Annotated in this window: 27 protein-coding genes; 4 read left to right on the top strand and 23 right to left on the bottom strand. The window is 57.8% G+C overall.

Annotation, left to right across the window (positions count from 1 at the left end; translation table 11 throughout):
• Positions 1 to 18: 18 nt before the first annotated feature.
• On the bottom strand, positions 19 to 3,846 hold the full coding sequence (locus F8N96_RS14500; RefSeq protein WP_150798363.1) for a hypothetical protein: 3,828 nt from the start codon (positions 3,844 to 3,846) through the stop codon (positions 19 to 21).
• A gap of 315 nt (positions 3,847 to 4,161) precedes the next feature.
• A complete protein-coding gene (gene mobH / locus F8N96_RS14505) occupies positions 4,162 to 5,886 on the bottom strand; it encodes a MobH family relaxase (RefSeq protein WP_150798364.1) in 1,725 nt (574 codons plus the stop codon).
• A gap of 225 nt (positions 5,887 to 6,111) precedes the next feature.
• Here mobH and F8N96_RS14510 point away from each other — a divergent pair, with 225 nt between their 5' ends.
• Complete coding sequence (locus F8N96_RS14510) at positions 6,112 to 6,309, top strand: hypothetical protein (protein ID WP_007901093.1); 198 nt, start codon at positions 6,112 to 6,114, stop codon at positions 6,307 to 6,309.
• Between the two features lie 132 nt (positions 6,310 to 6,441).
• Here the strand turns inward: F8N96_RS14510 and F8N96_RS14515 are convergent, their stop codons facing one another.
• Both F8N96_RS14515 and F8N96_RS14520 read right to left on the bottom strand, forming a co-directional pair.
• A complete protein-coding gene (locus F8N96_RS14515) occupies positions 6,442 to 7,401 on the bottom strand; it encodes an ArdC family protein (protein ID WP_150798365.1) in 960 nt (319 codons plus the stop codon).
• 130 nt (positions 7,402 to 7,531) lie between these two features.
• Positions 7,532 to 7,861, bottom strand: coding sequence for a hypothetical protein (locus F8N96_RS14520; protein WP_150580271.1), 330 nt, complete (start codon positions 7,859 to 7,861; stop codon positions 7,532 to 7,534).
• A 455-nt stretch (positions 7,862 to 8,316) separates the two neighbouring features.
• On the opposite strand from F8N96_RS14520, the gene F8N96_RS14525 reads away from it, so the two are divergent.
• Positions 8,317 to 8,682, top strand: a complete 366-nt coding sequence (locus F8N96_RS14525; protein WP_012723182.1) for a DUF3742 family protein — start codon at positions 8,317 to 8,319, stop codon at positions 8,680 to 8,682.
• 8 nt (positions 8,683 to 8,690) lie between these two features.
• On the opposite strand, the gene F8N96_RS14530 is transcribed toward F8N96_RS14525, so the two are convergent.
• The 5 genes from F8N96_RS14530 to F8N96_RS14550 all read right to left on the bottom strand — a co-directional run bounded on the left by F8N96_RS14530 (position 8,691) and on the right by F8N96_RS14550 (position 13,265).
• Positions 8,691 to 10,247, bottom strand: a complete 1,557-nt coding sequence (locus tag F8N96_RS14530; RefSeq protein ID WP_150798366.1) for a conjugal transfer protein TraG N-terminal domain-containing protein — start codon at positions 10,245 to 10,247, stop codon at positions 8,691 to 8,693.
• A 10-nt stretch (positions 10,248 to 10,257) separates the two neighbouring features.
• A complete protein-coding gene (locus tag F8N96_RS14535) occupies positions 10,258 to 10,566 on the bottom strand; it encodes a hypothetical protein (protein ID WP_150798367.1) in 309 nt (102 codons plus the stop codon).
• A 3-nt stretch (positions 10,567 to 10,569) separates the two neighbouring features.
• The gene (locus F8N96_RS14540) at positions 10,570 to 11,952 is read right to left on the bottom strand and encodes an integrating conjugative element protein (protein WP_150798368.1); all 1,383 of its coding nucleotides are present in this window, start codon (positions 11,950 to 11,952) and stop codon (positions 10,570 to 10,572) included.
• On the bottom strand, positions 11,949 to 12,905 hold the full coding sequence (locus F8N96_RS14545; protein WP_150798369.1) for a TIGR03756 family integrating conjugative element protein: 957 nt from the start codon (positions 12,903 to 12,905) through the stop codon (positions 11,949 to 11,951). Before F8N96_RS14545 ends, F8N96_RS14540 begins: the two co-directional genes overlap by 4 nt.
• Positions 12,906 to 13,010: 105 nt before the next feature.
• Complete coding sequence (locus tag F8N96_RS14550) at positions 13,011 to 13,265, bottom strand: helix-turn-helix domain-containing protein (protein ID WP_150798370.1); 255 nt, start codon at positions 13,263 to 13,265, stop codon at positions 13,011 to 13,013.
• A gap of 169 nt (positions 13,266 to 13,434) precedes the next feature.
• Between F8N96_RS14550 and F8N96_RS14555 the strand changes: the two genes are divergently transcribed.
• Complete coding sequence (locus tag F8N96_RS14555) at positions 13,435 to 13,692, top strand: LasR-specific antiactivator QslA (RefSeq protein ID WP_069551349.1); 258 nt, start codon at positions 13,435 to 13,437, stop codon at positions 13,690 to 13,692.
• Positions 13,693 to 13,729: 37 nt separating this feature from the next.
• Here F8N96_RS14555 and F8N96_RS14560 read toward each other — a convergent pair whose 3' ends face one another.
• The 9 genes from F8N96_RS14560 to F8N96_RS14600 are packed head-to-tail and all read right to left on the bottom strand — an operon-like array spanning position 13,730 to position 21,197.
• A complete protein-coding gene (locus F8N96_RS14560; protein ID WP_150798371.1) occupies positions 13,730 to 16,483 on the bottom strand; it encodes a conjugative transfer ATPase in 2,754 nt (917 codons plus the stop codon).
• The gene (locus F8N96_RS14565) at positions 16,483 to 16,899 is read right to left on the bottom strand and encodes a TIGR03751 family conjugal transfer lipoprotein (protein ID WP_150798372.1); all 417 of its coding nucleotides are present in this window, start codon (positions 16,897 to 16,899) and stop codon (positions 16,483 to 16,485) included. The genes F8N96_RS14560 and F8N96_RS14565 overlap by 1 nt, the downstream gene beginning before the upstream one ends.
• Positions 16,862 to 18,379, bottom strand: coding sequence for a TIGR03752 family integrating conjugative element protein (locus tag F8N96_RS14570; RefSeq protein ID WP_150798373.1), 1,518 nt, complete (start codon positions 18,377 to 18,379; stop codon positions 16,862 to 16,864). The genes F8N96_RS14565 and F8N96_RS14570 overlap by 38 nt, the downstream gene beginning before the upstream one ends.
• Positions 18,369 to 19,181, bottom strand: a complete 813-nt coding sequence (locus tag F8N96_RS14575) for a TIGR03749 family integrating conjugative element protein (RefSeq protein ID WP_150798374.1) — start codon at positions 19,179 to 19,181, stop codon at positions 18,369 to 18,371. The genes F8N96_RS14570 and F8N96_RS14575 overlap by 11 nt, the downstream gene beginning before the upstream one ends.
• Positions 19,178 to 19,819 carry a PFL_4703 family integrating conjugative element protein gene (locus F8N96_RS14580; RefSeq protein ID WP_150798375.1) on the bottom strand — a complete coding sequence of 214 codons (642 nt, stop codon included), beginning with the start codon at positions 19,817 to 19,819 and terminating at the stop codon, positions 19,178 to 19,180. The genes F8N96_RS14575 and F8N96_RS14580 overlap by 4 nt, the downstream gene beginning before the upstream one ends.
• Complete coding sequence (locus F8N96_RS14585) at positions 19,816 to 20,229, bottom strand: TIGR03750 family conjugal transfer protein (protein ID WP_150798376.1); 414 nt, start codon at positions 20,227 to 20,229, stop codon at positions 19,816 to 19,818. Before F8N96_RS14585 ends, F8N96_RS14580 begins: the two co-directional genes overlap by 4 nt.
• A gap of 7 nt (positions 20,230 to 20,236) precedes the next feature.
• Positions 20,237 to 20,608, bottom strand: coding sequence for a TIGR03745 family integrating conjugative element membrane protein (locus F8N96_RS14590; RefSeq protein ID WP_020300904.1), 372 nt, complete (start codon positions 20,606 to 20,608; stop codon positions 20,237 to 20,239).
• 17 nt (positions 20,609 to 20,625) lie between these two features.
• Positions 20,626 to 20,865 carry a TIGR03758 family integrating conjugative element protein gene (locus tag F8N96_RS14595; RefSeq protein ID WP_020300903.1) on the bottom strand — a complete coding sequence of 80 codons (240 nt, stop codon included), beginning with the start codon at positions 20,863 to 20,865 and terminating at the stop codon, positions 20,626 to 20,628.
• Complete coding sequence (locus F8N96_RS14600) at positions 20,862 to 21,197, bottom strand: RAQPRD family integrative conjugative element protein (protein ID WP_150798377.1); 336 nt, start codon at positions 21,195 to 21,197, stop codon at positions 20,862 to 20,864. Before F8N96_RS14600 ends, F8N96_RS14595 begins: the two co-directional genes overlap by 4 nt.
• A 299-nt stretch (positions 21,198 to 21,496) precedes the next feature.
• Between F8N96_RS14600 and F8N96_RS14605 the strand changes: the two genes are divergently transcribed.
• A complete protein-coding gene (locus tag F8N96_RS14605; RefSeq protein ID WP_150798378.1) occupies positions 21,497 to 22,078 on the top strand; it encodes a hypothetical protein in 582 nt (193 codons plus the stop codon).
• 20 nt (positions 22,079 to 22,098) lie between these two features.
• On the opposite strand, the gene F8N96_RS14610 is transcribed toward F8N96_RS14605, so the two are convergent.
• The 5 genes from F8N96_RS14610 to F8N96_RS14630 form a co-directional block, all read right to left on the bottom strand.
• Complete coding sequence (locus F8N96_RS14610; RefSeq protein ID WP_150798379.1) at positions 22,099 to 22,830, bottom strand: TIGR03747 family integrating conjugative element membrane protein; 732 nt, start codon at positions 22,828 to 22,830, stop codon at positions 22,099 to 22,101.
• A 90-nt stretch (positions 22,831 to 22,920) separates the two neighbouring features.
• Entirely contained in the window at positions 22,921 to 25,026 is a 2,106-nt protein-coding gene (traD, locus tag F8N96_RS14615) for a type IV conjugative transfer system coupling protein TraD (RefSeq protein ID WP_150798380.1), read from the bottom strand.
• A 9-nt stretch (positions 25,027 to 25,035) separates the two neighbouring features.
• The gene (locus F8N96_RS14620) at positions 25,036 to 25,551 is read right to left on the bottom strand and encodes an integrating conjugative element protein (RefSeq protein ID WP_150798381.1); all 516 of its coding nucleotides are present in this window, start codon (positions 25,549 to 25,551) and stop codon (positions 25,036 to 25,038) included.
• Positions 25,548 to 26,096, bottom strand: a complete 549-nt coding sequence (locus tag F8N96_RS14625) for a lytic transglycosylase domain-containing protein (protein ID WP_150798382.1) — start codon at positions 26,094 to 26,096, stop codon at positions 25,548 to 25,550. Before F8N96_RS14625 ends, F8N96_RS14620 begins: the two co-directional genes overlap by 4 nt.
• Positions 26,078 to 26,797 (bottom strand): TIGR03759 family integrating conjugative element protein, encoded by a 720-nt coding sequence (locus F8N96_RS14630; RefSeq protein WP_150798383.1) that lies wholly within the window; start codon positions 26,795 to 26,797, stop codon positions 26,078 to 26,080. Before F8N96_RS14630 ends, F8N96_RS14625 begins: the two co-directional genes overlap by 19 nt.
• Positions 26,798 to 26,801: the final 4 nt, after the last annotated feature.

Genomic DNA, 26,801 nt, shown 5'->3' on the forward strand with positions numbered 1-26,801 from the left:
CGCCTAAAATGGTAGGCGTCATGGTCCAATCCAATCAATTGGGGGCCAAGGCGCGTAAGTTTGCGTGTGCAACTGGGTGGCATTGTGAATTGCTTGATGGCGTCTTTGTTCTAAAAGTGCCAATAACTCCGGGCTGGTGATACCTAAGGTGGTGAGCCGCCTCTGCAGAATTGAGTAAGTATCAGCGAAATGTCCGTTCCATTTACCGATACAAATCTCAAGGATGGTGGCGAGATGCGGATCATGAAGGTCGATGCCGGGCACACCTTCTTTTAATGCTGCAGTGAATTTCAACAAGTCCCGATCTTCCCTGTACACCTCCCAGAATCCTCGTTGATCCTGTTCCTCTACTAGCCAATCGTCCAACTCGCTAAGATCCCGCAGGATCAACGGCCCCAACACCAGTACTTTTTTCAGCCAACGTTCACGCGTCTCCGGATCGGACGCCCGGCCTAATAGCAGCTTCCAGCTCTGTGGCAGAGGGTTCCCAGAGCGCGAAGTGACCCGAATCAGAATGTCGAGAATTCGCTCGCTATCGGAGGTGGCATTTGCCCGGATCAGACGTGTCACGGCTTGGTCTGTCTCATGCCAACCTTCGCTGGCCAAATGTTCCCACACATCATTGAATAAGGCATGCTCTGGTAGGCTCGCAATCAGTTCGAAAACAGGTAACCAAATGTGCGAATTGACTCTACCGATACCGAGCTGACCCAAAGGACCTTTGACGCCGTAAAATATGTCCATCACTGCCTCAAGTAGTGTCAGTGGCAGCTGTTCTACAAGTTGTTTTGGTGAGGAATCGAGTGTCAACCCCAGAGGAAGAATCCGATGCAGTACAGAAGACGGGGTTTGACTGAGCATCAGCAACGCCGCAGATATCCATCGGCTGTCCGGGCGTGGTTCGAGACAAATCTTCAGAAGCTTCTGATACTCATCATCTGTCAGCTGCTCAACGTGACGTATCAAGTCTGCAGTGAACGCCAATACTGCTCCCGTGTCCTTGAAGGCGAGCAGGTGTGCAATGCGCGACTTCCTCAACTCTGGATGCGTAATTGTGGCCTGCATCAAAATCTCGACAACTCCTAGTGCAAAGTCTGCAGGCATGCGCTGATCGTGAAGCATGCGCTTTAGCCAACCGGTCCAGGCATCGCAGATCGCGACCATTTCGGCAGGTTGGAGATATTTTGTCGATTGAACGCAAACATCGTGGAGTCGAGCGTCAACGATTGGTGCATTGTGTGGGAGCGAGCTCAATGCAATCGGCAGCAGCCTGGCAAAGATCCGCCAGGGAGTCTGCTTCCCCGTGTGCTCCACACGACCGAATAGTAGCAACTTCGCGATAACTACTGTTGCTGCGCTGGGGACGCCAACTTGTCTTGCTAAGCCTTCCAGAATTAACGTTCGCCGCGGTTCTGTCCATTGGTTCCAGCCCTTTACCGTTCCTTTAAGAGCTGCAAGCGCTACCAGCGGATGGTCCTCGCGGAAAATTCGCAGTATGACGTCGTCGTCGTCCGTTCGCGTAAACTGCAACCAGAGTTCGACTGCTTTCGCACGAATTACGGCCTCATTGAAACTAAGCAACCGTCCGATGCTGCCTAAGGTCATGGTTTCAAGGTTGTCTTCGTAATAATTGAGCACTCGAGCTGCCTGCTCAGGCGTTGGTAATGGGCTGTCCTTGGCTTCCCATAGGTCTAGTTCCCCCTCGCCCAATGGCGTTTTCGCTCCCCAGCTCCCAAGGTTACGAAATCCCTGTCCAGCCTCGTCTGACAGGCGAGCCTCACCGTTACGCCACTCCATGTCATCGAGACTCAAGTAACTGACTGCTGAAACCCAATTAGGTAGCCGATCGCCTACGTCAGTCGGAAGTACGCTCAGATGGCGAAGTAAAAAGTTGAAACAAAGGTCACGAGTCGAAGGAAAGACCGATTTCAATCCACGCTCGGCGTAGCCGACTATTTGCAGGCGAGCCTCGGGCAGTTGAGCGAGACTCTGGAAAACCCAATCGAGATTACGAGCAGTCGCGCGCGATGTGCTTGGTATCCAACAGAACAGGCCTTGGGCGATCACTTTGGTGATCCGGTCGACGTTGAAAAAATTGACGTCGTCGAGGCTAGCCTCTGCAGCCGAGCGATAAAACGTGTGACTGAATGCGATATTTTTTTGTGCGACTACCTCAATGATCCTTTTACTGGCCAGCGCGGCGAGTTTCTCCTCTTTGTCCCTGTCTGGAGGAATGGATGGCATTGCAAGTTGCTCCAACGGAACACCGAAAAGCTCATCGAACACTGAGCCTGCGGCTAATATCGCGGTTTCTGATTCCTCATTTTGTTTGTCCACCAAAACGGACAGCATCTGTGATGAAATTGGCTCGCTGACACTGGACGCGACAGACATCCCCAATAGAATGCTGCCAAACCCTTGCTCAGTGAGAGCGTGTCCGAGGCTAGCCGCGTCGACCCTCGCAAAGCGGTATAGGTTGTCAAGATCGCAGCCTCCCTCATACTCGTAATGGTGGCTGGCCAAGTGGAGTAAGCAACCGGGCTCTAAATCCAAGGTTCCTTGGTCAACAGCATTTTGCACGTATGAACGGATGGGTTCAGGGACTTGCTCCGTAGACGCAAACTGACTCCACAGCTGTCCCTTGAAAAGGCTGCCGGACTGACCCAGGTCCCACCATTGGTGACCTGACGTTTTCAGAAGACTCAGGTTCGCTTTGCGACTCGCGGTTAGCAGATGGTTTTCCACTTGGGCGACGATCAGTTTCCGCCGAGTTCCTCGGGTTAACTCGACTACCAGTTGCTCGAGTCGACGAAGGGCCCTTACCGGCTCGACCACTGAATGCGTTCCGCCGAGAGGGTCGTCCAGTACCACCAACCGATTCGCAGTACCTGGCTGCGATAGAAATCGTTCCGCCTCGTCGATATCAGAGTACCGCCGTACTTCATACCCGAGTTGCTCGAACTCAGCAGCGACCCAGCGTGCAGAAGAGGTTTTACCGACTCGGGGCAAGCCCGAAAGAAGCAGTACGCTTTGGCGAGACAAGTGCGTGAACCATGCCTGCTCCTGGCCACGAGCAACATAGTCCGTGGGGCGGATGCTCATGGGAGCAATGGTATTTAGAAAATCGCGTACTTTTGGGAATGAGTCGATCAGGTGGGTAAGACTTTTCGATGCACTAACGATCTCGCGAAGCTCAAGAATAACGTGTTCAACTCGATCATCAGGGATACGCCAAGACCGCCTCAAATACTCGGAGCAGCTCGCTAGTAAAGAGTTATTGCTCACTCGTTCAAGGATGATCATCCGTTGAAACGCATCGCGTATTTCCGATGTTGAAAGCTTCCCGGCCAGCGTCAGGCAGTGATTCTTGCGCTTGATTGCCAAGTCCTTATCGTCCTCATGGGGCGAAGAACAGCTGGACCATACATCAATGAATGCCTGGGCATCCGTTACCTTGATCGGCTTTCCGTGACTGGCGCCCAACCAATCAGGTGCCACGGAATAAAGCGCCGCCTGGTCATCACAACGACCGGAGACTATGAACAGCACGGTAAGCTCTGGGTCGTCCAACAAACGCTCAAGCAAGGTGCCGTTACTTTTCCGTGGTGGGCAATGAGCCAGATATTTGGCAATGTCCGAAAGCTTGACCGGTAGCTCCGACCCTTTGATTTGGATTTCTACCCGGCGGCCTGTTGCTGTGCCGTCAAATCGGATCTCCCCGTCCTCCCCACCCAGAGGTTCGACGTAAAAGTTCGCCTGAGTTTTGTTTTCGAAGCGCAACATCATTTCCAGGCAGGCCAAATCCTGAAAGTTGAACTTCTCGGGTGCAGTGATGGCGATGGTCATGGAGATGGCTTACCGACGAAAAGTATGAACAGTGACAACGCCACGGTTGTTGCGGGAGCGATTTTGATCGCTACAGAGCATACAAGTCGGTGGGCGGACTTGAAACCCGAGATGGGGTTTCCTCCTGCAAAACATTTACGTCGTCTGTCAAAATCATCATATCTCTTCTGACGATTGCTCTTGCCGTGCCGGTGATCTGCATCCTGACGTGGTACCTGACCAAGAGTACGTCCGGATTTATCCCCCAGCGTCTTGGATAACGAAGGCGTCGATGAGGCAGTCTCGCGCTTCGACCCGAAATGAGATGCTTGGGGGTTAAGCTTTTTCAATTGTAAGAAAGGGATTGTCGGGTGGTATCCATTCAAAAAATAGCTTCGGTTCCTCAATCAGATATCCTTTCAAAGTGGCTGTTTTCCTGGGGCCGTGCACTTGGCACACCCAGATATTCAGACCGTCGTCACGCTTCCTATGTACCTTCAGTCTTTCGAACTGCTTCTGCACCCAACGCCATTCCTTACTCTCTTGTTCGGCACCCTGCGAAACGCCTGGAAACTCCTGCGCGTAACGTTGGAAGAGACTAGGCGTGACCAGAAATACGCTGCCATCCACCGTGTGGATTTTGGCCTTGCTGTCATTGATGATCAGCTTATGGCTGAGGATCCCTTCCTTGACCCAATTCAGGAATGTCTGACCAGGGTTGTCCGATGAAGGATTTGAGATTTCGAGGGTGCCTGCTGACGATGCATTGCTGACCTCAGACTCTTCCAGCTCGAACATATCCAACAACGTGCCGAGGTAGTCGGCATTTTCCATCGTCAGTGGATCGGGCTGCGATGGGCTTTGACGCGATCCTGCACTAACGGTCTCGGGCGCTGCTGGTGATGCCGGAGCGTCAGTCGGGTGGTCATCGATTGCCACGCTCACCGTTCCGCTAAAAGTTTCGGGGCGGTCTTCGCTCCCCCAAATCAACGCCGGTTGAAGGCGCAAAAATGTAAAGGTCTGCTGCCAGTTTCCCTGTGCCACGAGCGCGGTCCAGATGGCTTTGCCTTCGGGGGTAGACTCGACCAGCCCATGCGATTGCAGTTCGTCGAACACCGCGATGTTGGATGAGGGAATGCCCTCAATCGCTTGCGACAGTAGATAGGCTCGCAGCTTGTCCGTGACCGTCTTGCTGACCAGCCAGAGTGCGTCCTGGGTCAGCCATCCCGCGGCACCCGGCTGGTTGAGTTTCAGCTCGTGCTGAACCAGATGACGTAGTCCGCTGATCAAGTGATGTTGCAGCGAATGAATCGGCGCTTGCAGCGCCTTGCTCGGGTTACCACCGATGTTCTGTGCGGTGGAAACACGGTCGGCCTGCATCACCAACTCACCGAGCACGCCGGCACGTTCGTACTGGCCCGCCAGGACATACAGCAGACTGGCCCACAGTTGCGGAAATCCACTGAGCCAATCGAGGATTGGGCGGTCGAGAATTTGGGTGTAGAGCAAGCCTGCGGCGGCGCCGTGCAGGTGGTAGTCACGCCCCTTGATGTAACGAAAACGGTAGGGCTGATCCAGGAAACCCTGCCAAGGATGCCAAACACGACCATCCTGGCGTTCGATCAGCAGGTCCACGGCGATCTTGCCGATGTCATGCAACAGGGCGCCATAAGCAATACCTGCCGACCAGGCGTCAGTCTGGGCAGATTGGTCTTCAGGCGCGGCGCCGGTGGGCAGCAGATACGACTGACGCAGTTTCAAACTGCAAGCGACCAGCTCTAGGCCATGGTCGAGCATGCCGCCGAGATAAGCATGGTGGTGTGTCTCGCTGGCTGGAAGTTGCTGGACCTGTTCGGCGTAGCGATGGATCGGGTTTAAATAGAGCTGGGTGAATTGCGCTTGGGAGAGGGCGGTGTACTGCCAAATCCGATCGAGCAACTGACGGCGGTGCTCCGCAGCTAACAAACTGAGGGCCGACTCGACGGGCAGGTAACCTTCGGCGACGCTCACGGTCGGTGGCGGAGTGGGCTTCTGCCTTTTGTGGCGAAACAGATTGAGCATCGTGACCTCCGGGAAGTGGCTAGGTCAGTAGCCTTTTAGCCTTTTCGGATAGGGCTCTTACCCTTGACTCCCCATTCCTTTCCAACCGTTACCCGTCCTTTTGGCTCGTGTCCCTTTGTGCGGCAATCGGATTATCGATACTGCTACACGTCAGTTTGTTGGGGGGGCTGGTATGGAAAAGACAAGAGTCGGTACACTGCGGTGCCTATTTTTTTGGGTCTTGCCATGAACCTCACTGACGCCACGCTCGTGCTGCTGCTCGCGGCACGTATCCATGGGACCGACGAAGCCGTCAGGGCCTCGGCGAAGAGCGTGGTCAAGAAGTTGCCGCGCAGTAAACGCGATCTGATCTACAAGGTGATCGACAGCCGGAGTCCGCTTGAACTGGTGGATTTTCTGGCGCAGAACCTGGATGCGGAATGACAGTCTGCGGGTGTGTGCCCATCTCTGATTCTTTGCATCAGAGCCCTGCGGCATGGGGATTTTTCTGGGCGCAGAAAAAAGGGCCCAACTCGCGTTGGGCCCTGTGATGCGATTGCAGCGGTGAGGTAACGATCAAACTCCATCGTTCATGCATCGTGAGTCATCCATTACCATCTGCTTCAGTTGCTGCTCCAGGTTGAGTACATACTCCGAGGCGCTTCGGGCGTGACCACTGGCGCGAAAGATCGCGCGTTTGTCAGCCTTGAGCAGGCCGAGCCAGGAATCGATATAGCCCTCGTGCCTCAGCTCTCCCTGTATGCCGGCGTAAGCACATAAAAACGCAGCGCCCATCTCGGCGATCAACTCCTCAAACGCGTAGCCTGGTGAGCCGAACGGACAGGCTGACGTCACCCCCTCGCGCTGCAACCGAGCGTGATGCCCGGTCCAGTGCGTCAGCTCGTGCAGTGCGGTGGCGTAGTACCCGCCTTCATCGTGAAATTGTGCTTTTGTCGGCAGTTGGATGAGATCCCTGATCGGGTGGTAAAAGGCTTCGTCGGCAGGCCGATGAACGATGTGTGCACCTGAACTTAACAGTAGATTTTCCGCAACGCTATTGGCCTGGAAGGGATCGGTCGGTTCCGTTTCGAGCAGAGTTTGATTGAACATCTTGAGCCCCTCCGTTTGCTCGATGTTGAACAGAAAATGCGTCCTGAGAATGCCGAAGTGAGCGACCTTGGGCTGACCGTTTTCATCGAGTACGGGTTGGCCTGACTCGGTCTGTTCCTCGCGCTCCATCGGCTTGTAGAGCACAGCCAGAGTGCTGTGCTCACCCTTACGGATGTGCCCACCGGCCTTTTTAGCTTGGTTGAAGGTCAGCCAACGATCTTGAGTGAACCCCTGCAACCTGGCCTCGGCCCAGAGCAGCGGTAAATTGATGCCCGAATACGGACGTCGCGTGATGGCATTGATGGGGTAGGGTTGATGGCCGATGTAAGCGGAGCCACTTGGGGACCAGGGTTTGATCCAGGGAGCAACGCCTTGGTCTAACGCGTTAACGATCTTGTCAGTTACGTCTTGGTAGATATCGCGCATGGCAATTTCCTCGAGAGAAAAATGGAGGAACGCCTTGCCCGCCGGGGGAGGGTTCCCCGGTGGGTGATGGGCTGGATTGATGCGAGCCTGCATGCCGTCCGAATGTGGAGGTGGGCGCCGCCAATTGCGCTTAGCGCTGGTGTTCTCCTGTAAGCGCTATCAGTAAGGCGCCAGGCTGACCCGGTTCTTGGAGTAGGCTGAGACTCAATTGCAGCAATGGGTCGTGGTCGAAGTGATCGGTTGGTTCAATGTGGACTACCTCGAACAGCACATAGGGCTTTTGTGGATAGGCCAGGTGGGCTTCGAAGGCTGCGCGCAATACGTGGCTCAACCGATCGATCTGCAGCTTCCCTGCGTGATCGGAACGCTCGAGCTGTACTGCGCGTTGCCACGCGCCAGGTGTGAACACGATGGGCAACCGAAGGGTGTTCAGTGTTTCCGGTGTAAGTGAGTCGGGCATGGTATGTCTCCGTTGAAAACGCGAAGAAACCTGTCCCGTGCGGGAAAAGTTTCCCCGCAGTGGGTTGAAGAAAATCAAGAAGGTTTTCCTGACGAGCAGAGCTCGAAAGGCGCTCAGGAGAGCAGTAGGCGTTCATCACCGTAGAAACGGTCACCGTGCGAGCTACCGATCGCTAATCGCACTTGGGGAGAGCCATCATCGAAGTGACGTAGCCTTGAAGGTTCTGACTACCTGGGAAAGTGCTGTCGATAACAGCGATCCGTACCTTGTATTTAACTGGACGATTTGTATGGGTCAATGACTGTAGAGACGCTGTTTCACGGAGCTTGTCTTCTGTCTTCCAGTGAAGATTTTTCGGCTGGGGCAAACTGATAAACGGTCAGGCACGGGCCGATTTCAGTAGTACGCTATTGCTCTTTTCTCAACCATGAAAACGCTCAGAAGAGGGCGAGACCATGCCGATTCAGCAACCTGTTCAGCGTTCACGTGCCCACCGCTGGGCGTACGTCTGTGGTATGTCGGTGAAGCGTGGTTACCGCAGGTTGAAAACGTTTGAATCCCGCGTGGTTGAGCGTGCGGAGACGGTAGGTATGCCCGCAGGTAAAATTCTTGTTCGCGGGAGTTTTCTGGCTGCCAAGTTGGCTCTGCTCGGAGCATTTATTTTTGTTAGCTTCTGGTTGTTTGTGCTGATGTGCACAATCGTCGTATTAGCAGCTATCCCAATTCAAGATTCAGACACTCCAGGTATTGACGATATCGATAATCCAATGCATAGAACGTCTTGGCCTGAGCGGTACGATAAATGGGGTTCTCTGAAGTAGCCTCTTGGTTATTTTGAGCTCGATTTACCCGAAACAATTCTTGCACCGCTCATCAACTGAGAGGTTCCGTTAGAGCTCGCTGTCTGTGCTGCGTGGGTTCCCCTGCTGAGCATTCCCTCTACGCCTGAACCTACGCTATATCCGGCCCAACTCATGGCGGCTAGAAAAACCATCGGCAGCACGATGAACATCGCCCCCATCACATACTCAATTACCTGCGCCGTAACTGTCCCCTCCATGAAGCCGGATGTGGGAAGCGATAACAACACTTGATTGGAAGTCGAAACTTGGTTGTACAAGGTGTCGAGCATGCTGGAGTCGACCCAGCGTGCTAACTCCCACCAGAAGCTCAACATGTGCAGCGTGAACAGCGCGAACGTCACCGTCATGACGGTTTTCAGCTGGTAAGTACTGACCAACAGGATCAACGGCAAGCTGATGATGACGCCCATGATCAGGAAGGCCTGCACCATTGGCAGAGCGGCGCGTAGCGCATTCATCGCCGGGAAGTTGCTGAAGGAGCCGAGGGCCAGCCCGGTGTTGGTGGCCAGGTTATTGAGCCCCTGATTGATCGAGCCGCCACGAGCGCTAGAGCCATAGTCCTGGTACACCTGTCCGGGCGACATGGACATCGATTGCTGGCGCGGGCTGACCAGTTCGCGCAAGGTGGCATCCTCGATCTCGTTGCTCGAACGACCAGTCAACCAACCTTTCAGCTGAGTCAGCAGCGATGGATCGACCTGCTGGATCAAGCGCTCGCGCAACCCAACACCGCTATCACTCCACCACTGCTTGCAGGTGGGGTAGCCCGCACCATTTTCTAGTCGAGGCAAGGAGACATCGCGGCTTTCGTCATACGGCCAGCTGACTCGCGGTGTGCGTGAGCGATCCGTATCGTAGTAGCCCCGTGTGTCGAGAAGATAGCTTGAGCCTATCCAGGACGCGTCGTAACTTTGTGCCTTGTCCAGTTGCGGGCGATTGGTAAACAACCGAGAACGGGAATAGCCATAACAGTCGCGGGTGAAGTCGGCGACTTCCTGCAGCAGTACCTGGCTGTTGATACGCGAGCTGTCGATCTCCATGCGCATCTGCCGAATATCCGGTGCGCAGGGAATGGAGGCGGTGGCTGCGGCGGTTACCCCTTTGCTCAAGGCATGCACTAGAAACCACCAGATCGGTACGTTGGCGGAGCGTTCGCCGATGGTATTGAAGGTCGTCCCCCAGGCGGTTTCCGCTGGCTTGGCCACACTTACGCCGCAGCGCTGACTCGCCGCATCATCGAACGTCATTGACGAGAGGCTCAACGGAAAGGCCGGCGCGCAGCCGAACAATACGACGATGTAGGCCAGCCACAACCGGTTCTCGATCCGCGGCACCGAGAGCAATCCCTTGTTTCCCTCATCCGCGCCTTGCTGACGGGCTGACAGCCATTCCTGGAGGATGATCGCGCCGAAGGGCGCGGCAAATAGCCCGGTGTCGGACAGGACGCTCCAAAGTCCGTTGTTAATGATCCAGGCCAGCAGGGAGAGGTAAAATTCCAGGTAGCTGTTGGTGCTCAGGAGCATGGTGGTGACCTCACAGTCGAGTGAGTTCGACGCAGGTAAAGAGCACGAGCCCTATTGTCCCGATGCGTTTCACGCGCAGTCGATCCTGGGGTCGATGTCGGTAGCGCTGAAGCAGATCCCACCAGAGCGCAAAGAGGGCGCCGTAGAGCAGGGCACGCCACCCCCGCAGATAGGGTCGTACGGATTCGAATGCTTGCTGCCAGGCCTCGAAACTACCCAGCGCAGTGCGGCCGATCCATGCGGCCAGTGCAGCGGTCAGGATCATCACTGCGGCAATCCCCAGACTTGAAAGCAAAGTGAATAGCGGTGAGCGTTTCATGGCTCACTTGCGCCTGGCGTCAGCATCATTGAGTCGACCGGGCTCGGGGTCGCCTTGCTCGACGGTACGCGATGCGTCGGCACCACCGGCATGCCGGTCGAGCACCAGGCTGGCGGTGTTGGTGGCCAGCATCTGCCGGACCTGCAGTTCGGTCTGCAGCAGGCGTATTTCGCGCTCCAGGGTGTCGATGTTTTTCGTCAAGGCGCTCTGTGCCGGCTCGGCTGAGGCGATGTTCGGTTCGTGACTGCCCGCCAGCAGGGTGCGCAGTAGCAGCAACGCTTTGTCGAGCACACTGGACAAGGCCGTCTCACTGGCCAGGCGCCGCGCCAACAGGTCCTGATCGGGGTCGTCACGCAGGGCTTCGACCACACCACGGGTCACCGGCAGCATCGGGCTGGAGGCTTTGGCCAGGTTGTCAGGAGTAGGCGGCAGAGAGCCAGACAACAGCCCTTGCAAGGCCTTGAGGCGCTCGTTATAGGCCTCCTGGATCAGCGGCGTCAGTCCGCTGCCAGCGGTCGCACGCAGAGTTTCGCAGCTGTCGCAGGTCGCGACTTCGCTCTCGCCCAGTACGCGGACGGCCCATTCGGATTCCTCTTGGGGCGAGGTCCAAGTCTGGCAAATAGCCCCACCCAGGCAGTCGCTGCTACTGATCGAGGCGCTCTCATCCACCGACCGGTTATGCAGCAGGTTGTAGCCTGCTCGCACTACGTCGGAAGTCACCCGGATGGGGGACTGCCCACTACCTCCAGCCTTCTGGCCGCCGACCCAGGACACCCCATTGCTGCCGTTACGGGCCTCGGTGTTTTTCACCGCGGCCACAGCATCACCGCCGGTTTGCTCCAGATTGCCCTGCATTTCCTGGTTCTTGGCCAGCGCGCCCCAACCGGCTTGACCGACCTTGTCCGCCATCTTCTCGGCCATGGCCTGGCAGGTCAATTTGGAACGATCGAAGTCGATACGCCCCTGCATCACCCCGTTACTCAGCAACTCATAGAGTCCGGGGTTGGCGCGCTGAATGATCAATGCTGGCAGCGACATCACCGCCTGGGTCGCGTTCTGCACGATGCTGCCCATGATCTGCTGGAAACCTTCGGTGGCACCGTTCAGCTGGTTTTGCAGGGTATTAGTGAGGCTCATGTTTCCGCACATCATGTTCGCTCGCCAGGACCCGCCCACACCGAGACCACTGGGTCGGTAGAGCGAGCTCGGTGAGCCCACTGCCGAGCCACCACCGATGGTGTACATCACTCGGTCATCGAGCACTTCGCCTTGAGTGCCCAGGCGGTAATCGCCCTCGGCGGCGTGGGCATGAGTGGCCATAGCGAGTAGCCCGTAGAGCAACAGACTCATCACGCCCAACCAGAGGCGCGCGAGAAACCGGCTCATGAAGCACCTCCTTCGAAGTCGATGCTGAACAGGAAGGTCTGCCCCTCACGTTTGCAACAGCTATAGGGCCGCCAAAACGCCCAGGCGTAGCCCCCATCCGCGCTCTGTACCGGATCGCTTGGGAAGATGGCGCACGTGGGCTGAACCTGAGGGTAGAGCAATTGCCATTTGTGGGTCGAAGCGTCGTTTTCAACGATCGGGCCGGGCGGCCAGTAGCCGTCACGTTTGGCGGGCATGAGCGATAAATACAGATGCGGCTGTCCGTTACGGGTGATGACATCGCCGGCTCGTTGCGTCATGACCGCGGCCGCCTTGAAATCGTCGGGCTGTACCAGAAAGCCCTGCCGGGGATAAACGTTGCCCCACATGTTTCCCGAGGCCTGACTACCGATTTCACGGAGCCCCGGCATGAGCGACTCGGGGTAGAAACTTTCCGGGATGCCATGGCGCCAGGCCAGTGAGTCCAGGGTACTCAGGTAGTAAGGCATGAATGCAGTTGCGCCGCTGGCGCAGGCATAGCCGGATTGCGAAGCCAGTTGCGTGGCGATCCTGCCACCGGGGTGGCCGATACCGTCGACGTTCTTGAAGCGGGGCAGGTTGTCGCGGCGGGTGTTCCGGGTGATCAGGTTGCCGCCACCCTCCGCGCCGCTGATGGGAGCGGAGAGGGCAGCCATCTCGGTCCAGGGGTTGTTGCCGGTGTTGGCGTAGCTCGAGACCACCAGTTCAGGAATGAAATGACGAACCTTGGTCGAGGTTTTGACTGTGCAGCCGAAGGGGGTGCAGAACAGCCAGAAACAAATGCCGACGACCCTGTAGTCGAGGCAGTTTTGCGAAAGCACGGAGGACGTGATGCTGGCGGAGTCCAGCGCCACGCTTGGGCCGCACGCCAGCAGGATGCTCAGCGCCAGGGGCCGTAGCTTTGTGGGCGGAAGTGACGAGCAGGCAACAGGCATGATCCAGGCTCTCGGAGTATGGCCTGGGCAGGTTCGATTACGGACTGAAGACTGTCAGTGGAAATTATGAAGGCGGATCTATCGGATTTGTGAGCCGTGGGACTATTATTTGACGTGAAGGGCGCTGCGCAGAGTATCGGGTTCTGCAAGTAGCTGATCTGTGGTGATTTCGAGAATATTGGCGAGCTTGCACAGGACCAGCAGCGACGGATTGCCCGTGCTTCGTTCGATTTGACTGACGTACGTGCGATCCACCTCGGCCATGAGCGCGAGCTGCTCTTGGGTCAGGTTTTTCACGCGTCGCATCAAGCGGATGTTTTCCGCCAGCTGAAGACGAAGCTGTTCGTAGTCTTGAGTCATGCGCGCAAATTGCGCCTTGAGGGACTCTCAATCCACGGGATATAGTCTACATTGGCATTGATCTAGGCCATTTGATGCTCATGCCTGTTATCGAGCGTTCATTTGGCTTCGTTAAGCTTTTCGAAGCTGGGCCCAACGTCTAACAATAAATCAGAAATCTAGGGTGTGTATGGACGAAAACTACATTTCAATTCCTGCGGCGGATGGTTGCCCAAGTCTTCTGACACCTTGGGGCAACGAGTTTGCCTCGATGATCGAGCGTGGCGTGCAATGTGCTCAGGCTTGGCTTGATACGCCCGGCGAGATTCCCCTGTGGTGGGAGCTGGCGCAAACCCGCAAGACCTTTCCTGTCGGTGACTGCCAGGATGCCTTCGAAGCCGGATTCCTGTTGAGGATTCAGCAGCGGCTCCGGGGCGTACCGCAATAACCGGTCACTCGCTTTAGAGCGCGAGGAATAGATTCCCCTATGCGGGTTCTATTCCTCGCGCTATATCGATTCGTTCAGCTACCCTATACGCCGCTTCCAGTTCTGAGCAGCGGTTCTCTTGCATCAGGGTCCAGCGCTCGGCTTTTTCCTCGGGCTCCGTCATGGCCAGGGCGAGATAAAGACTCGGCGGCACGGCCCGAAACAGCGTTTCGAGCTTCTTCGAAAGCACGACCCCCTCAGTGTATTTACCCGGCTCCTTACTGGCGGAGAGCAGCAAGGCTTTCTGTGCCGGCGTGAGTTTCTTGAACCGTGCGATCTCATCGATTTCCGCGGGCGGCATGTTCAAACAAATCCACCATTCGATCATGTTGAGCATGGTCTGCGCTGCAGTGGGAAAGTCGGCAAGGTTTTGCGTCGCCAGCCAGAACCAAGCGCCGAGCTTGCGCCACATCTTCGTGCCCTTGACCACGAATGGCGCCAGCAGCGGGTTTTTGGTGATGATATGGCCTTCGTCGGTGACCATGATGATTGGCCTCCCCAGGTACTGGTCGCGTTCGGCTAGGTTGTTCACGGTGTTCATCAGGCTGATGTAGCTGATGGACATCTGCGCCTCGTAGCCTTCGCGAGCGTAAGTGGCGAGATCGACAATGGTCACATCGCTCTCGGGCCAAGGCGTGCCCTCGCGATCGAACAGTTCACCCTCGAAACCTTGGCAAAACAGGTCGATGGACTCGCCCATTTCCTGGGCACGCTCGCGACGCTTCTCCGGCAAGTGTGTGTCAGCGGCGACGCGCAGCAAGGCGTCGCGCACGTTGCGGGTCAGTACCTGGCGACACGCCGCGACACACGTTTGTGCCGCATCGAGAATGCACTCGCGGATCAAGCTGCGATCGGCTCGACTCAGACGCGCCTCTTCCTTGGCCTCGCCGCCGGTGATCATCAGGCGGGCGGTGATTTCCAGTTCGCCGAGAACATCGCGCTGGTCTTCGCGACTGGTTACCACCTCATCGTCCAGCTCATCGATAGACAGACTCGCTACCTGATCCGGCTGCTCGACCAGGCGCCAAGCGTCGGCGAACGGTGCGAGGCTGACCGAGGCGCCAGGTTTCAATTGGACCTTGTTGACCGACAGGCCCTGTGTCGCGAAGTAGTCGCCCTGCAAGCCGAATGAGTTGCCGGCCTCGACGATAAACAGGCGAGGGCGGTACACGGCCATGACCTGCATCAGTAGGGTGACCAGAGTGGCCGACTTGCCGGCGCCGGTGGGGCCGAACAACAGCAGATGACCATTCATGGCTCGGTCCAGGCGTGATAACGGATCAAAACTCAACGGCGAACCACCACGATTGAACAGGGTGATACCTGGGTGGCCGGTGCCGGTGCTGCGGCCCCACACCGGAATCAGATTCGCCAGGTGCTGGGCAAACATCAGGCGGGTGTACCAGTTGCGCGTGTCGCGGGCCGGGTTGTAAGCCATCGGTAACCAACGCAGGTAACTGTTGCAGGCGGCGACTTCATCGCCTTCGCGTACCGGTTGTAGGCCCGCACCCAGTAGTGCGTTAGCCAGGCTGACCGAGCGCTGGTGCAATTGCTGTTCATCGTTACCGCGCAGGTAGAACGCCAGGGTGCCGCGGTACAGCTTGTGCTGGCGACCGATGATTGCACGAGCCTCTTCAACATCTTGGCGGGTCTGGGTCGAGGCCAGGTTTTCACCGATGGCTTTGCGCGCCAGGCGGTTCAACTGCTCCTCAAGTACATCCTGCGGTTTGACCACCAAGGTTAGACTCATGACTGTACCTTCGGGTAACTGGTCGAACAGTGCATTCACCGCGTCACCTTTGCGGATTTCTCCGGTGAGTTGACCAATCAAGGGCGCTCGGCGCAGCTTGTCCACCACCATGACCCGATGGGGTTGATCATCGAAAAACCAGAGCCCGTGCTGGACATCCGAGCGCGGTTCGTTGAAGAACAGCTGCTCGGCGAAGTCATGATCGAAGGGCAGTTCCAGCGACTCGCCGTCGCCCGACTCCGGATAGGTCACGCGGCGGTAGAACTCCTCGGGCGCTTCATCGGTGAGCCTGGGTGCCGGATTGAACCAGGGCACTAACCAGGCATACAGATTTCGGCCATCGACTCGCGTTGTTTGCACCCCGCATGCCTGCAACGAAGCAGCAATACGTTCGCAAGCCTGATGCAGGGATTGCACCGGGTTGAGTCCTGTCTCCTCAGCGTCAGACTCAAGCCAGCGATAGACCACCAGTCGCACCCGACGGTTATTGCCGCGCCAGGGCAGGCGCGTCACCACCTTATCCTCAAACAGACCACCGGGCTTGGCGATGGCCTTCAGATGACGGAGGCTGAGCTCTAAATACGCCTCGGTGAAGACCGTGGCTCGCGCGCTGTCCTGGATATAATCGGTGAGCCGGGTCAGGTAGGGGGTGAAGTCGTTGTCGTCCTGGCAGAAAAACTGCGCCACCCACGGCGCTTGATCCAGCTCGTCAAAGCTATCCTGCAGAGCATCCTCGAGGGCATCGCGGGCTGCCATCAGCCAATCGGGTTCGCGCCCTTCGGTGCCAATGGGCAGTAACTCGAACACCGCACCCACTGAGCGATTGTCATCGAGCAGGAAACACTGCTCGGTGTCGAGGTATTCGACCCAAGGCAGGTGATCGGTGAAGCTGGGGTTGTGCGCATAGAGTGTGGCTTCATCGGCCAAGGTAGCGCGAGGGCGCAATGGGTTGCGCCAGGTTTTCCATGCAGAAGTGCGGTTGCCCGCATCGCTGGTACGCACTACAAGTCTTCCTGACGTTCACCGGGTAATGCGTACTGCACCCGTTGGTAGAACGGAAAGACGGTCGAGTAACCCGGAACCGGTGCCTGCTCGGTACCACTCAAATGCGGATACACGTACAGCACCAGATCGGGACTGGGCAGGCGCGGGAACAGGTTGCGGATCTCGTTCGCCGCTGTGCGCGTGTACGGTTCCTGGAGAGCCGCGGAGACATCTGCCTGAGCCAGCGGGCGGCGTAACTGCTGTCGAGCCTCCAGCAGTTGCTGCTGAGTGCCTTGCGAACCGGCGCCGTTCCAGATGTCCAGCATGGTTTGCTCGCCATGGGGCAGCAGCGTGTCTTTGTCGGTGGAACACCCCGTCAGGACCCAGCAGAGCAAGCTAATCCAGGTCAGGCAGAGAAGCATGGTCTTTTTCATGGCGAACGCTCCGGCCCTTGGGCTCGTAGTCGATGGTGATCTCATGGTCGAGGTGCAGTGCGACCTGTGCTGCAGGTGGTACGTACACGGCAGCAAAGGCTTCGCCATACAGTTTGTTCACCCACTCGCGGATGTCGCTGACCCCACCACTGAGAATTGAATTCAGTGCGCTATTGCCACTGCTGCTGGTGACTCCGAGCGTACTGCCGCCCGAACTGATCACACTGCTGTTGTTCCGCTCATCCCCGAGCAGCGTTGCGACACCGGCACCGGCGGCAGTGATCAGGCTCTGGCTGCCGAGGTATTGCTGGGCGTTCGAGCGGCGCTCGCCAGCGATGCAAGGAATGCCATACGGATCGGACAGGTAACCGAGCCCGCCACGGATCTTGTCGGTGTTCGAGCTCTGGGTGGTGGAGGCAGTGCGGCTGGCTATCGCCTTCGGCTGAGGCACCGTGCGGATGGTGCTATCGGTAAACACAAAGGTAATTGACTCGACCTGTCCGCGTACGCAGGACAGGGTCCAGTCACCGGACGCCGTGCCGCTCATCACGGCCCCCGCGACGTCCGGCAGGTCGATGCCGTTGGCGGTCAGGTTCTCCGGGCCGACCAGCACCTTGAAGGGATAGGGGTCATTCACGGTGCCGTCCACCGGGACTCGGCCGATCAGCGCGGTCATGGCGACCGAGCCCATCAGCGTGGCGTTTTCAGGAATGGTGTAGACCGGCTTCGCGCCTTCGGTACGATCAACGGATCGCGTCAGGTCGCGCTCACCCTTGGTAACTGCACGTAGCTGTTTCTGGCTGCGATCAATCGCGTTGTCTTTCAAGCCTTCCAGAGAGTTGAAAGCGGTAGGCAGGCTCAGTGCGGAGGAAGTCGTGGTTTTGTCTCTGGCGTCGGTGGACGGAGCATCCGAGGGTTCAATCCACTGCAGCGCATCATTGGTAGAGTGTCGCCCTTCGAACTGAGCGCCGTCGCCGGGCTCAAGCCCCAATCCGATCGGCATGTCCTTGCTTTTGCCAGCCAGCCCCGACAACTGTTCCTGCAATTGCGTCAGCAGGCCGCGAGCCTGACGACTGTCTTGTTCCGCTTTGAGTCGGGCCTCGTTGGCTTGGCGGCGGCCTTCGTCGACCTGCTGGGTCACACTGCCAAGTGCGGTCTGGATACGCGAATCGACACTGTTTTCCCGCTCGCGTAGGCGGTTGTTTTCCGTCTGCAGTGAGTCATTGTGTTTCTTCAAACCGAGCATGTCGCTGCGCATGGCCTTCACCTGGCCGACCAGGGTGGCGAGCGTGTCGCGTGGGGTATCGCCCGCAATGCCGAGCGACTTGGCTTGCTCGGCGGATAATTGAATATTGCCCTGATCAACTGGGTGCTCTGGAGAAGGTGTGCTGCCACCCGGGACCCAGGTTTTCAGGATGATCAGCACCACGCCCAGCAGCGCAGCCGGTACCAGCCATTTGAGCAAGGCGTTAGCTTTCATCGTCAGCACCTCGCGCAACGGGCGGGAGCAGCACGGCTTGCTCGAGGCCGGCACCGCGGGTGACAAGGTAGGCGATCGTGGTGTCTTCAGCGCTGCCGACAGGCCCGAGGAAAGCATGCTGGAAGGCCGCGGCGAACAGCTTGGCCTGAAGTCGACGTGGATCGAGTTGCACCATCTCTGAACCACGATTGCGCAATTTCACCGCCGTCACCCAGTAATCACCGAGTCGCCAGACGGCGATGGGTGTGCTGGACACGTTTTCGGTCGGCAGCAGGGTTGGCAGTTCGGTGCGCAGCTTGAGCGGGACGCGGCGTACACCGGGCAGGGACTCCACGGTGCGCAGCGGCGCGTACAGGCTTTGCGCGGCGTAGCGCGTCAAAGCGACCGGGATCGGTGTGCGTTCTGGAACAGGGACGGCGCTAGATTCAGCCTCGGTAGCTTGCCCCTGAGCATTCTTGAGAATACGTACGGGCTCCAGCGGTTGATCGCCGGGAGTGGCCGCGATATCCAGGAGGATAATCTCGCCCGTCGTGACCGATTGCAGTTGCAGTCGGGTCGGTGCAATGGCTTCTGACGCGCGCAGGTACAGCGTGCCGCCAGTTGATTGCACACGCAGTTTGCCTGTCAGGGTTGAGGGCACGCCGACTCGAACATCCTCATTGATAAAGACCACTCGTTCCTGATTGATCACCAGCGGGACCGCGAGGGGGAGGCGTTCCCAGCGCATCAGCTCGACGGCCTGCGCTGCAGCTCCCCATAGCATCAGTGCGACGGTGAGTCCCAGGGTAGAAATCCGCTTCATGGTGCAACTCCAGGCAGGGAGATTTTTTGCGGAGTGCCCTGATAACAATCCAGTGCCAGCCCCCACTTATTGCGTTCGGGGTCCAGATCAAAACGCACCACGCGCAATGGATACCGCACCACCACCCGTTTCACCGGTTCGGCGGCGTAATATTCATCGGCATTGAGATCGAGCTTGACCAGCCAGCTGTTGCGGTCGAGTTGCTTGACCCTGAGTTCCGGATCTTCGCTGTAGCCTCGGCCCAGAATTTCGTAGACGCCACGCACCCGCTGGCGCAGCTCGCCGGCGGCCTTACGGTACTCATAATCACCGTCGAGGAAGGCCTTGCAGGCGGGTGTCAGGTAGGACTGCAAGCCATAGATGGCGCGGCGATAATCCTGCTCGCCATCCGAAGGCCAGCGGTTGAGTTGGCCAAAGATGTACAGGGCAAAGGCATAGACATTCTCTGAGGGGATATCCCACCACTTGCGCGTGCTGCCCGAGCGCAGATCTGGGGGGACATGCACGGTCAGATCTGTCGGCGCCGAGCGCCAGCCAAACCAGAGCCCGGCACAGACCAGGGCAAGGATCATTACCGCCAGACGCAGGCTGAAGATATGGGCCTGTTGGGCATCGACCTTGTTCCGAAATCGGCTCATGGCTGCCACCGAGACAGGGCAGGGCGCAGTCGACGCGAACGGCGAACCGTCCAGGCGCCGGAGTGCAGGATCAGACTTCCGCGACCCAGGCGCCAACGGCTGGCCAGTACCCATTCGAGTTTGCGGTACAACCAGGTCTCGGGCCGGGCCCGTTTGGCCCGACGCAGTAGTGTGCCACCGGCAAATAGCACCACCGCCATGCCTGCGATCATGCTGGTTGGCGCCACGGCAATGGAGACGGTTGCGATCGCCAGAGGTACACCCAGTATCAGGCCGACAAGTGCGCCGGCACCGAGCGCCACCCACATCTCATCATTGGTCAAACCGCGCAGTACGGCAGGATCGCGGTTGAGTCGCTCCGGCAGAAAGACCAAGGTGCCGTCGGCAAGGCGTTCGATAGTGTCGTTCATGTCGACCTCACAGAATCGCGGCGGCCTTGGTCAGGAACCAGATGATGATCACCACCAACAGGGCGCCGATGCCGACCACCGCGCCGAGGTCCTTCCAGGTCTTGCGCTGGTTCTGCACGTCGGCATAGACAGTTAGGGAATGCCAAGCCACGCCGAGAAAAGCGAGCAGGGCGATCAACAAACCGAGCAGGATGCCGCCGTCATAGGCGTAGTTTTTGATCGTCTCGATCAACCCGGAACCTTCACCACGCGAAGGAGCCTCCATGGTGGGAAGCTCGGCAAAAGCCAGGCTTGGGCCGAGCACCAACAGCAGGCCGATCAAGCGCTGGCTGGCACGATCACGCAGGTTGTTTTTTAGAGGGGTAAAGCACTTGAGCATGGCAGTGATCTCCTGGATTAGGACAGCGTGAAGAACATCAGGACTAGTAGGGCGAGCAAAACACGTGCGGCGCTGCCGCCAAACGCGCCGAAGCGCACACTGCCGGTGGCCCAGCCCCGGTAAGCCGTCCACATCACCCAGGTGCACCAGAGCAAAGCCAGGACGAGAACCAGGGACAACCAGAGTGTCGAACTGCTCTGTGCCGAGAAACCGGAGGCGTTTTGGAACGCTGCGGTCTGAGCGTCGGTCATGCTCATGGCAACGGTTCCACGGACGGGGTGTCGAGGCGGTAATCGCCCACCAGCTCACCAGGATCGTGAGGTTGAGCACGGGAGGGAGACAAATAGTTCTGCATTCCTTGGCGAATGCGTTGGATGTCCTGAGACAGGCGGGGATAGTCGAAGCGATAGCGTTCGTTTGGTTCAGAGGTCCTGGCTACCTTAGCTCGCGCCGCAAGGCGCTCAATAGTGTCGAGCTGCTGCTGAACTAGGCTGAGCTGTTCGCGCTCATGAGCAGACGCGGCATAGCCGCCGCTATGGAATGTCATCAATATGAACAGTGGGCAGACTCGGAAAAATGTAGTCGGCATGTGGATAGCCCATTTGGAGATGGGGCCATCATTCAACTAACGTCCAGGACTCAGCAGTAAGAAACACGAAACACGCTGCGTCATTTTATTTCGATACAGTCTCTGATCGTGGAGCGAGTTCGAACACCGTATCGAGAGCTACGAAACGCGGAAAAATGACACGATTGGACCGCAAGTACAGCATTGGTTACTCATGAAAAACGATTAGTAGCCGTTAACGTTTGATTCCGCTAACAGCATTGTTAGCGGGGCGCAGATAAGCGCGGACGAAATCAGTTAACGAAGAGTGATTGCAGAGAGTGAACATCCAACAAGCAATTCAGCGGTACCGTATTCGACAGGCCGTGGGCTTCTCCTTGATGGTCTTCGGGGGGCTATTTTATTTGGTTTCATCGTTGATTTTTCTGCACCATCAAGCAGAGACTCTCGCGAGCACAAAATTTTTTGGGCATTTGGGAGGGGTTGTGCAAAATTTAGTAGCCGATGTTTACCAGGTCACATCACCCTACATCGGTTTTGTATGGAAGTACGCACCAACCCTCAGCCAGGAAAACCCGCTCAGCTATGGAAATTTGCTGTTTTTCGGTTTGCTGGGTGTGATGATTATTGGAAAGCAAATTCTCCTTTCCGCTAGCCAACTCAAGAGGCGTGTTCAGGTTCAATTCGAACGTCTTGAGGAAGCTCAGTGGCGCAATTCGATGCAAAATGGAACTGCGACCCAAGTCAACGCGAATCAGATTGGACAGATCAATTTTTATCAGCAATCTATGCCGCCGTCCCCTAGCGGTGATTGGTGGCAACGGCCGTGGGGTATTGTTGGTTTGTCTATCATTGGCGGTTACATCGTCGCGGTGTTGGCTAAATTAACCGGAATGGTTTAACACGTCAGCGTTACATTTTATTAAATGTATTTTTTAAACGTCGCTGCGGTGATGGCTGTCGTTATTCCGAGCATCACCGCGCAAGGCAAAAAGACGGCCATAGGATTGAGCGAAAAGGGCAGGGACAGATACATGACCCAGGGTACGAGCAGCAGGGGTATCACTGCTCGTTTAGCTCGGTGATAGACAAAACTGCTTTCTCGCCCAGCTCCAAACTTGCGCAGGTCGCGGCGCATCAAACCATCGACAAAACCGGTGAACGAGGCCAACAAAAATAGCGGTGTGGCCAGAGCCAAGATGGTTAGGCGCACTACGAAGGTAAAGGTCACATACACCGCCGCCAGTACGAAATCCTCAATGCTCACGTAGAGCTGATTCGCCCAGCTCCAGAAGCCATTGCCCTGGCCCGAAACCCGCGCCTGCCGGGCAAAATCCTCAAAGCCAGTCTTGACCAGCAGCCACTGATTGAGGAGCTCCAGCCACTGGACAATTGTTTTCCCAGGCTGTTGGATGAGAAGTGAAGCTTTGAAGTGCTCGCTGAGCCAGCCCAACTCACTGGTTAGCATGGCCTGACTATGCCGCCAGCCCTGATCACCCCAGAACAGTAGCAGCCCGGCGAACTCGATGAGGATCGAGAACAGCAACGAGGCAATCAGTAAACCGATGATGCGCAGGACTAGGCTGATCGCCGAGATGATCAATCCCGGACGCTGGATCGGTTGTGGCGGCGTGTTCTGGGTGGAAGTCGCCATAGTTCACCCCATTGCGCGCTGCAGAGTTGATGTGGGCAATACGTCTCCTGGATCGTTTTCTGCTGAATCGAAACCTGTGGTGGGGTAGGGCTACCCCACCTGATCCAGATCGAAGTTTGTAGTTGGGCCGCCACCGCTTGCGCTCCACCACTGTCCCGCCTGCGCGTTATAGGCCGCCCGCATCCGTTGAGTGAGTTCCTGTAGGTCCTTGGGCATGGCGTCGACGTTGGAGGGTTTGGGTAAAGGCATACGGACTTTCCAGAGCTGCCCACCGGCCTGGAAGGAGAACATTTGTCCCTTGGGCAAGCTGACGATGTGAGCCGGCTCGATCAGGGGCACGCAGGTGCTGCTGACCCGATCTTGGGAGGACGAAGTGAAATCCGTGTTGGCCTCAGGATCGGAGGTGTCGGTGGCGCCCGACACCAGGGTTTTGGTCAGCACGTTGACCTTGGGCAACTGCTGGGTGAGCAGTTCAGCGGTGGCGGTTTCGCGCACCCGCAGCATCTGCAGGGTGTTGAAGTTGCCAATAACCTGGCCAGCTTTGGCGCGGTTGCCGATACGTGCTTCGATATCGCTGAGGGTCTGGGTGTAGGCGGTTACCTGGATACCGGCACCGCCGCCCTTATTGATCAGCGGGATGAATTCATCACCCATCAACTCGTTGAACTCATCGGCGTGGAGGTTGATCGGCAACTTTTCACTGTTGTTGCCCGATTGGGGCAGGCCATGGTCGATGCCGTGTTTGTAGATGTGTCCGGCGACCGAGACCAAGTCGGCGAACATGGAGTTACCTACGGCGGCAGCGACCTCGGCATCGGTCAGTGCGTCCAGGCCGACATAGACGATGCCACGCTTACGGATGATCTGCATCCAATCGAAGATCGGTCGTGGGTCATTCAGATCGGTGTAGTTGGGGGCCAGTAACTGGGCCGTTTTGCCGGTGGTGAGTTTCTCCAGCAGCGGCAGCAGCGAGGCGACAATCTTGTCGAAATAGGTACGGTCGTAACGCACCGCAGAGCGCAGTCCATCCAGCACCGGATCAAATACCCGTTTGGCCGCCAGGTATTGTTCGATGGCCACCACTCGCTTTTCGCGTCCCACCATATGCCGGGGAATGTTCTTCTCGGTGAGCTTGCCTTCAAGCTGGACGATCACTTCCCAGGCTTTCGGATCGGTTTTGGCGAAAAACTGCTGGGCGTATTCGATGAACAGTGCGTCGATGTTGACCACATGGCGTTGGATCTGCAGGTAGTCCGGACGTCGGCCCAGTTCGATCAGGGCGCGGGCAATGATGTTGACGAAGCGCCAGGCAAACTCGCGAAAGGCCGCGGAGTTGCCTTCACCGCTGAGCTGCCCGGCAATGCGCGATGCTACTTCCGAGATACGACCGAAGCGTCCCACGGCGTTGTAACGCGCGGATATCTCCGGCCAGCCCAGATGGAAGACATAGAATTCCTTTTCTCGACCGGCCCGTTTGGCTTCGACATACATCCGCTTGAGCAAGTCAGCATCGCCTTTCGGATCGAAGACGATGACCACCTCATGTTCGATGCGATGAATGTCCTGGGTGATGTACACCTCGGCGAGTCGCGTCTTGCCAACACGGGTAGTGCCGAGCACCAGGGTGTGTCCGACCCGTTCGCCCAGCGGCAGACTGACTTCCGTTTCATCGGGCTCGACCCCATGCAATAGTGGCGAGCCACCTACCGGGGGCAAAGGGCGCAACGGATTGAACGCACTGTCCCAGGCCGTGACACGGGCCAGTATCGAGAGTGGAAACGGTGCATGCTCCAGGCGCCGTTCGAGTCCACGGGCCAGACGGTAGCTGGTCGGTTGGTCGACATAGTGGGCGACCGCCGGATCCTGGGCCTCGACCAAGCGCTGGGTGTGCAGACGGGTCCAGCGAAAGCCGCGACCCATGAACAAACGCTTACGGCTAACCGGAATCTGCCGACTGGTCAGTTCGTAGCGGGGCAGCCGGCGGATATTGCGTCGATAGCGCAACACCTCCCAGGCTTGTCGCAGGCGGATCAGGCCGAACAGGGCATAGGCCAGCGCCGCAACCTGCCCGATCTCGGGTGACAGGGCCACGGCCCAGGGCGAGTACACGCACAGCACCGCGGCGGCGATGCAGATCGCTACGGTGTACAGTTCCACCGCTGGCCGGAGCTTGGATTCCATCGCATGCTCGGCCATGACCTGGACTCACTTTTCCAGTGAGGTGGCGGTGATCAAGACCGGGTAATGCTCAATCTGCAGGCGGGTGGCGATGTCGTTGCCGTTGACCGGCAGGATGGTGATGCCCGGCGCGGCTGCTCGAATCCGGGCCAGGGCTTCAGTATCGGCCACTTCGACGGCGAGGCCGGCAGCACCCATTTCCTGCAGTTCAGCCGCGCGTTGACGCAACCAAGCCAGTGACTGGGGATCCTCACCGACCAAAAAAAATGGCCGCAAACCCGGCATGCTCAGGGCGCGAGACGTGATCTGGCCGGGGCTCAAGTGAGAGCTGCGGACGGGCAGTATCCAGGCTTCATCGGCAAACGTGGACAGGTCCGCATGCATGGCCCGATCAGGCTGGGTCTTGTTGTTGATGGGCGACCTGGAATTTTGAAAATGGGGTGGGGTGACGTCGCTAGGCTGATCCCCGGCTACGGTCAGTACAGGCTGGGCGAAAGGTGCCAAGAGCAGGATGAAATAACAGGTAAGGGGGATGCGCTTCATGGCGGTGTGCCTTGTTCGAAGGAAACCTGCAACCGTTGGAGTTGCCGGGAAAAACCTGCGCGGTAACGTGCGGCCGGCGCTCCTCCTGCCGGGCGGTGATAGCGCCCTGCAGTTGACACCCAATCACCGGTGGCGGCGTGATGCTCCTGCAACAGCGCGGCGGTTACGGCGAGATTTCGGTAGGGATCGAGGGCTTCGCAGGGACTGGAAAAACGTTGTCCGTGGTAACCCAGGTTGATTTGGCCGAGTCCGGCATCGACCCGCTTGGAGTCATGTCGGGCGAGGGCCTGAAGCAAAGCGTGACAGGCGGCCTGGCGAGTGGCGAAGCGGTAGGGTGTTCCGGCGATGTTCAGGGTCCAAGGCCAGGGCAGTAGTCGACCACGGACGTGGATACCACTCTCCTGCAGGGCGATCGCGAATAGCACCGTAGAAGGGATCTCGGCGCCATGCGCCGCCAGTTGGTACGCAGGAGGCGGAAGTTCGTCAGCTTGGACGGCGAGCATCGTCAGCATGAGCGCTATACCACTCAGTCGAGGCGTTGCCATTGTCCGCTCGCCTGTTGAAATGTGGCAGGCAATGGCCCCGGAGCACCTAGGCTGAACCAGCGACCACGGTCATGGTTCAGGGTGATCTGCCGGCGTTGAACCTTGGCCGGATCGATGTCTGCTTGCCGGGCCCAGCTACGGACACGTTCATCCTCGCCTTGGCTGCCCACCAGGTAGATATCGAATGCCGTGTTACTGCTTTGCAGACGCTGCGCTTCGGCGGTGCACGCTGGGCAGTGGTCCTCCACAAACAAGGCTTGACGCGGCATGACCGCTGAGCTGGCAGGGGACGGGGATGCCATGCCCTGGATCGGCAGCAGCCCGGGAAACAGCTTGGCCCAGGCCGCGGTGTAAGCTTTTTGGTAAGCCAACTCGCGCTCGGCGCGTTTGGCTTCCAGCGCTACCTGTAATTCGGCATAGCGCTGGCGCTCTTGGTCGGTCTGGGCCTCGACCCCGAGTGCGGTCAACGGATCGAGGTTCGGGCTCCAGAAACCGCGTGGGCCGGCTTGGATCTGTTCGAAGCGCGTCCACTCCTGCTCCGTCAGACCCCAGCTCGCCGCCTGTTCAGAGTCAGAGCGCCCCAGCGGAGCAGACTGCGTGTCCTGGGTCCGTGACTGTGTCGTGACGGGGTTGCCCATCGCAGCGCCCATGGCCAATAGCGAAGCGAAACAGACGACGGTGGGCAGTAGCGCTCTGTTCATGATC

The sequence above is a fragment of the Pseudomonas fluorescens genome, from assembly GCF_902497855.1.
Lineage (GTDB): Bacteria > Pseudomonadota > Gammaproteobacteria > Pseudomonadales > Pseudomonadaceae > Aquipseudomonas > Aquipseudomonas fluorescens_BI.

What these genes read in the sequence shown, in the direction of transcription:
- F8N96_RS14580 (WP_150798375.1), bottom strand. Translation starts at nt 19,819, where the DNA reads ATGAGCCGATTTCGGAACAAGGTCGATGCCCAACAGGCCCATATCTTC.
- F8N96_RS14620 (WP_150798381.1), bottom strand. Translation starts at nt 25,551, where the DNA reads ATGAAGCGCATCCCCCTTACCTGTTATTTCATCCTGCTCTTGGCACCT.
- F8N96_RS14535 (WP_150798367.1), bottom strand. Translation starts at nt 10,566, where the DNA reads ATGAAACGCTCACCGCTATTCACTTTGCTTTCAAGTCTGGGGATTGCC.
- F8N96_RS14585 (WP_150798376.1), bottom strand. Translation starts at nt 20,229, where the DNA reads ATGAACGACACTATCGAACGCCTTGCCGACGGCACCTTGGTCTTTCTG.
- F8N96_RS14575 (WP_150798374.1), bottom strand. Translation starts at nt 19,181, where the DNA reads ATGAAGCGGATTTCTACCCTGGGACTCACCGTCGCACTGATGCTATGG.
- F8N96_RS14630 (WP_150798383.1), bottom strand. Translation starts at nt 26,797, where the DNA reads ATGAACAGAGCGCTACTGCCCACCGTCGTCTGTTTCGCTTCGCTATTG.
- F8N96_RS14570 (WP_150798373.1), bottom strand. Translation starts at nt 18,379, where the DNA reads ATGAAAGCTAACGCCTTGCTCAAATGGCTGGTACCGGCTGCGCTGCTG.
- F8N96_RS14530 (WP_150798366.1), bottom strand. Translation starts at nt 10,247, where the DNA reads ATGCTCCTGAGCACCAACAGCTACCTGGAATTTTACCTCTCCCTGCTG.
- F8N96_RS14555 (WP_069551349.1), top strand. Translation starts at nt 13,435, where the DNA reads ATGGACGAAAACTACATTTCAATTCCTGCGGCGGATGGTTGCCCAAGT.
- F8N96_RS14545 (WP_150798369.1), bottom strand. Translation starts at nt 12,905, where the DNA reads ATGCCTGTTGCCTGCTCGTCACTTCCGCCCACAAAGCTACGGCCCCTG.
- F8N96_RS14600 (WP_150798377.1), bottom strand. Translation starts at nt 21,197, where the DNA reads ATGCCGACTACATTTTTCCGAGTCTGCCCACTGTTCATATTGATGACA.
- F8N96_RS14510 (WP_007901093.1), top strand. Translation starts at nt 6,112, where the DNA reads ATGAACCTCACTGACGCCACGCTCGTGCTGCTGCTCGCGGCACGTATC.
- F8N96_RS14515 (WP_150798365.1), bottom strand. Translation starts at nt 7,401, where the DNA reads ATGCGCGATATCTACCAAGACGTAACTGACAAGATCGTTAACGCGTTA.
- F8N96_RS14595 (WP_020300903.1), bottom strand. Translation starts at nt 20,865, where the DNA reads ATGAGCATGACCGACGCTCAGACCGCAGCGTTCCAAAACGCCTCCGGT.
- traD (WP_150798380.1), bottom strand. Translation starts at nt 25,026, where the DNA reads ATGGCCGAGCATGCGATGGAATCCAAGCTCCGGCCAGCGGTGGAACTG.
- F8N96_RS14550 (WP_150798370.1), bottom strand. Translation starts at nt 13,265, where the DNA reads ATGACTCAAGACTACGAACAGCTTCGTCTTCAGCTGGCGGAAAACATC.
- F8N96_RS14500 (WP_150798363.1), bottom strand. Translation starts at nt 3,846, where the DNA reads ATGACCATCGCCATCACTGCACCCGAGAAGTTCAACTTTCAGGATTTG.
- F8N96_RS14540 (WP_150798368.1), bottom strand. Translation starts at nt 11,952, where the DNA reads ATGAGCCGGTTTCTCGCGCGCCTCTGGTTGGGCGTGATGAGTCTGTTG.
- F8N96_RS14625 (WP_150798382.1), bottom strand. Translation starts at nt 26,096, where the DNA reads ATGGCAACGCCTCGACTGAGTGGTATAGCGCTCATGCTGACGATGCTC.
- F8N96_RS14525 (WP_012723182.1), top strand. Translation starts at nt 8,317, where the DNA reads ATGCCGATTCAGCAACCTGTTCAGCGTTCACGTGCCCACCGCTGGGCG.
- F8N96_RS14520 (WP_150580271.1), bottom strand. Translation starts at nt 7,861, where the DNA reads ATGCCCGACTCACTTACACCGGAAACACTGAACACCCTTCGGTTGCCC.
- mobH (WP_150798364.1), bottom strand. Translation starts at nt 5,886, where the DNA reads ATGCTCAATCTGTTTCGCCACAAAAGGCAGAAGCCCACTCCGCCACCG.
- F8N96_RS14590 (WP_020300904.1), bottom strand. Translation starts at nt 20,608, where the DNA reads ATGCTCAAGTGCTTTACCCCTCTAAAAAACAACCTGCGTGATCGTGCC.
- F8N96_RS14565 (WP_150798372.1), bottom strand. Translation starts at nt 16,899, where the DNA reads ATGAAAAAGACCATGCTTCTCTGCCTGACCTGGATTAGCTTGCTCTGC.
- F8N96_RS14610 (WP_150798379.1), bottom strand. Translation starts at nt 22,830, where the DNA reads ATGGCGACTTCCACCCAGAACACGCCGCCACAACCGATCCAGCGTCCG.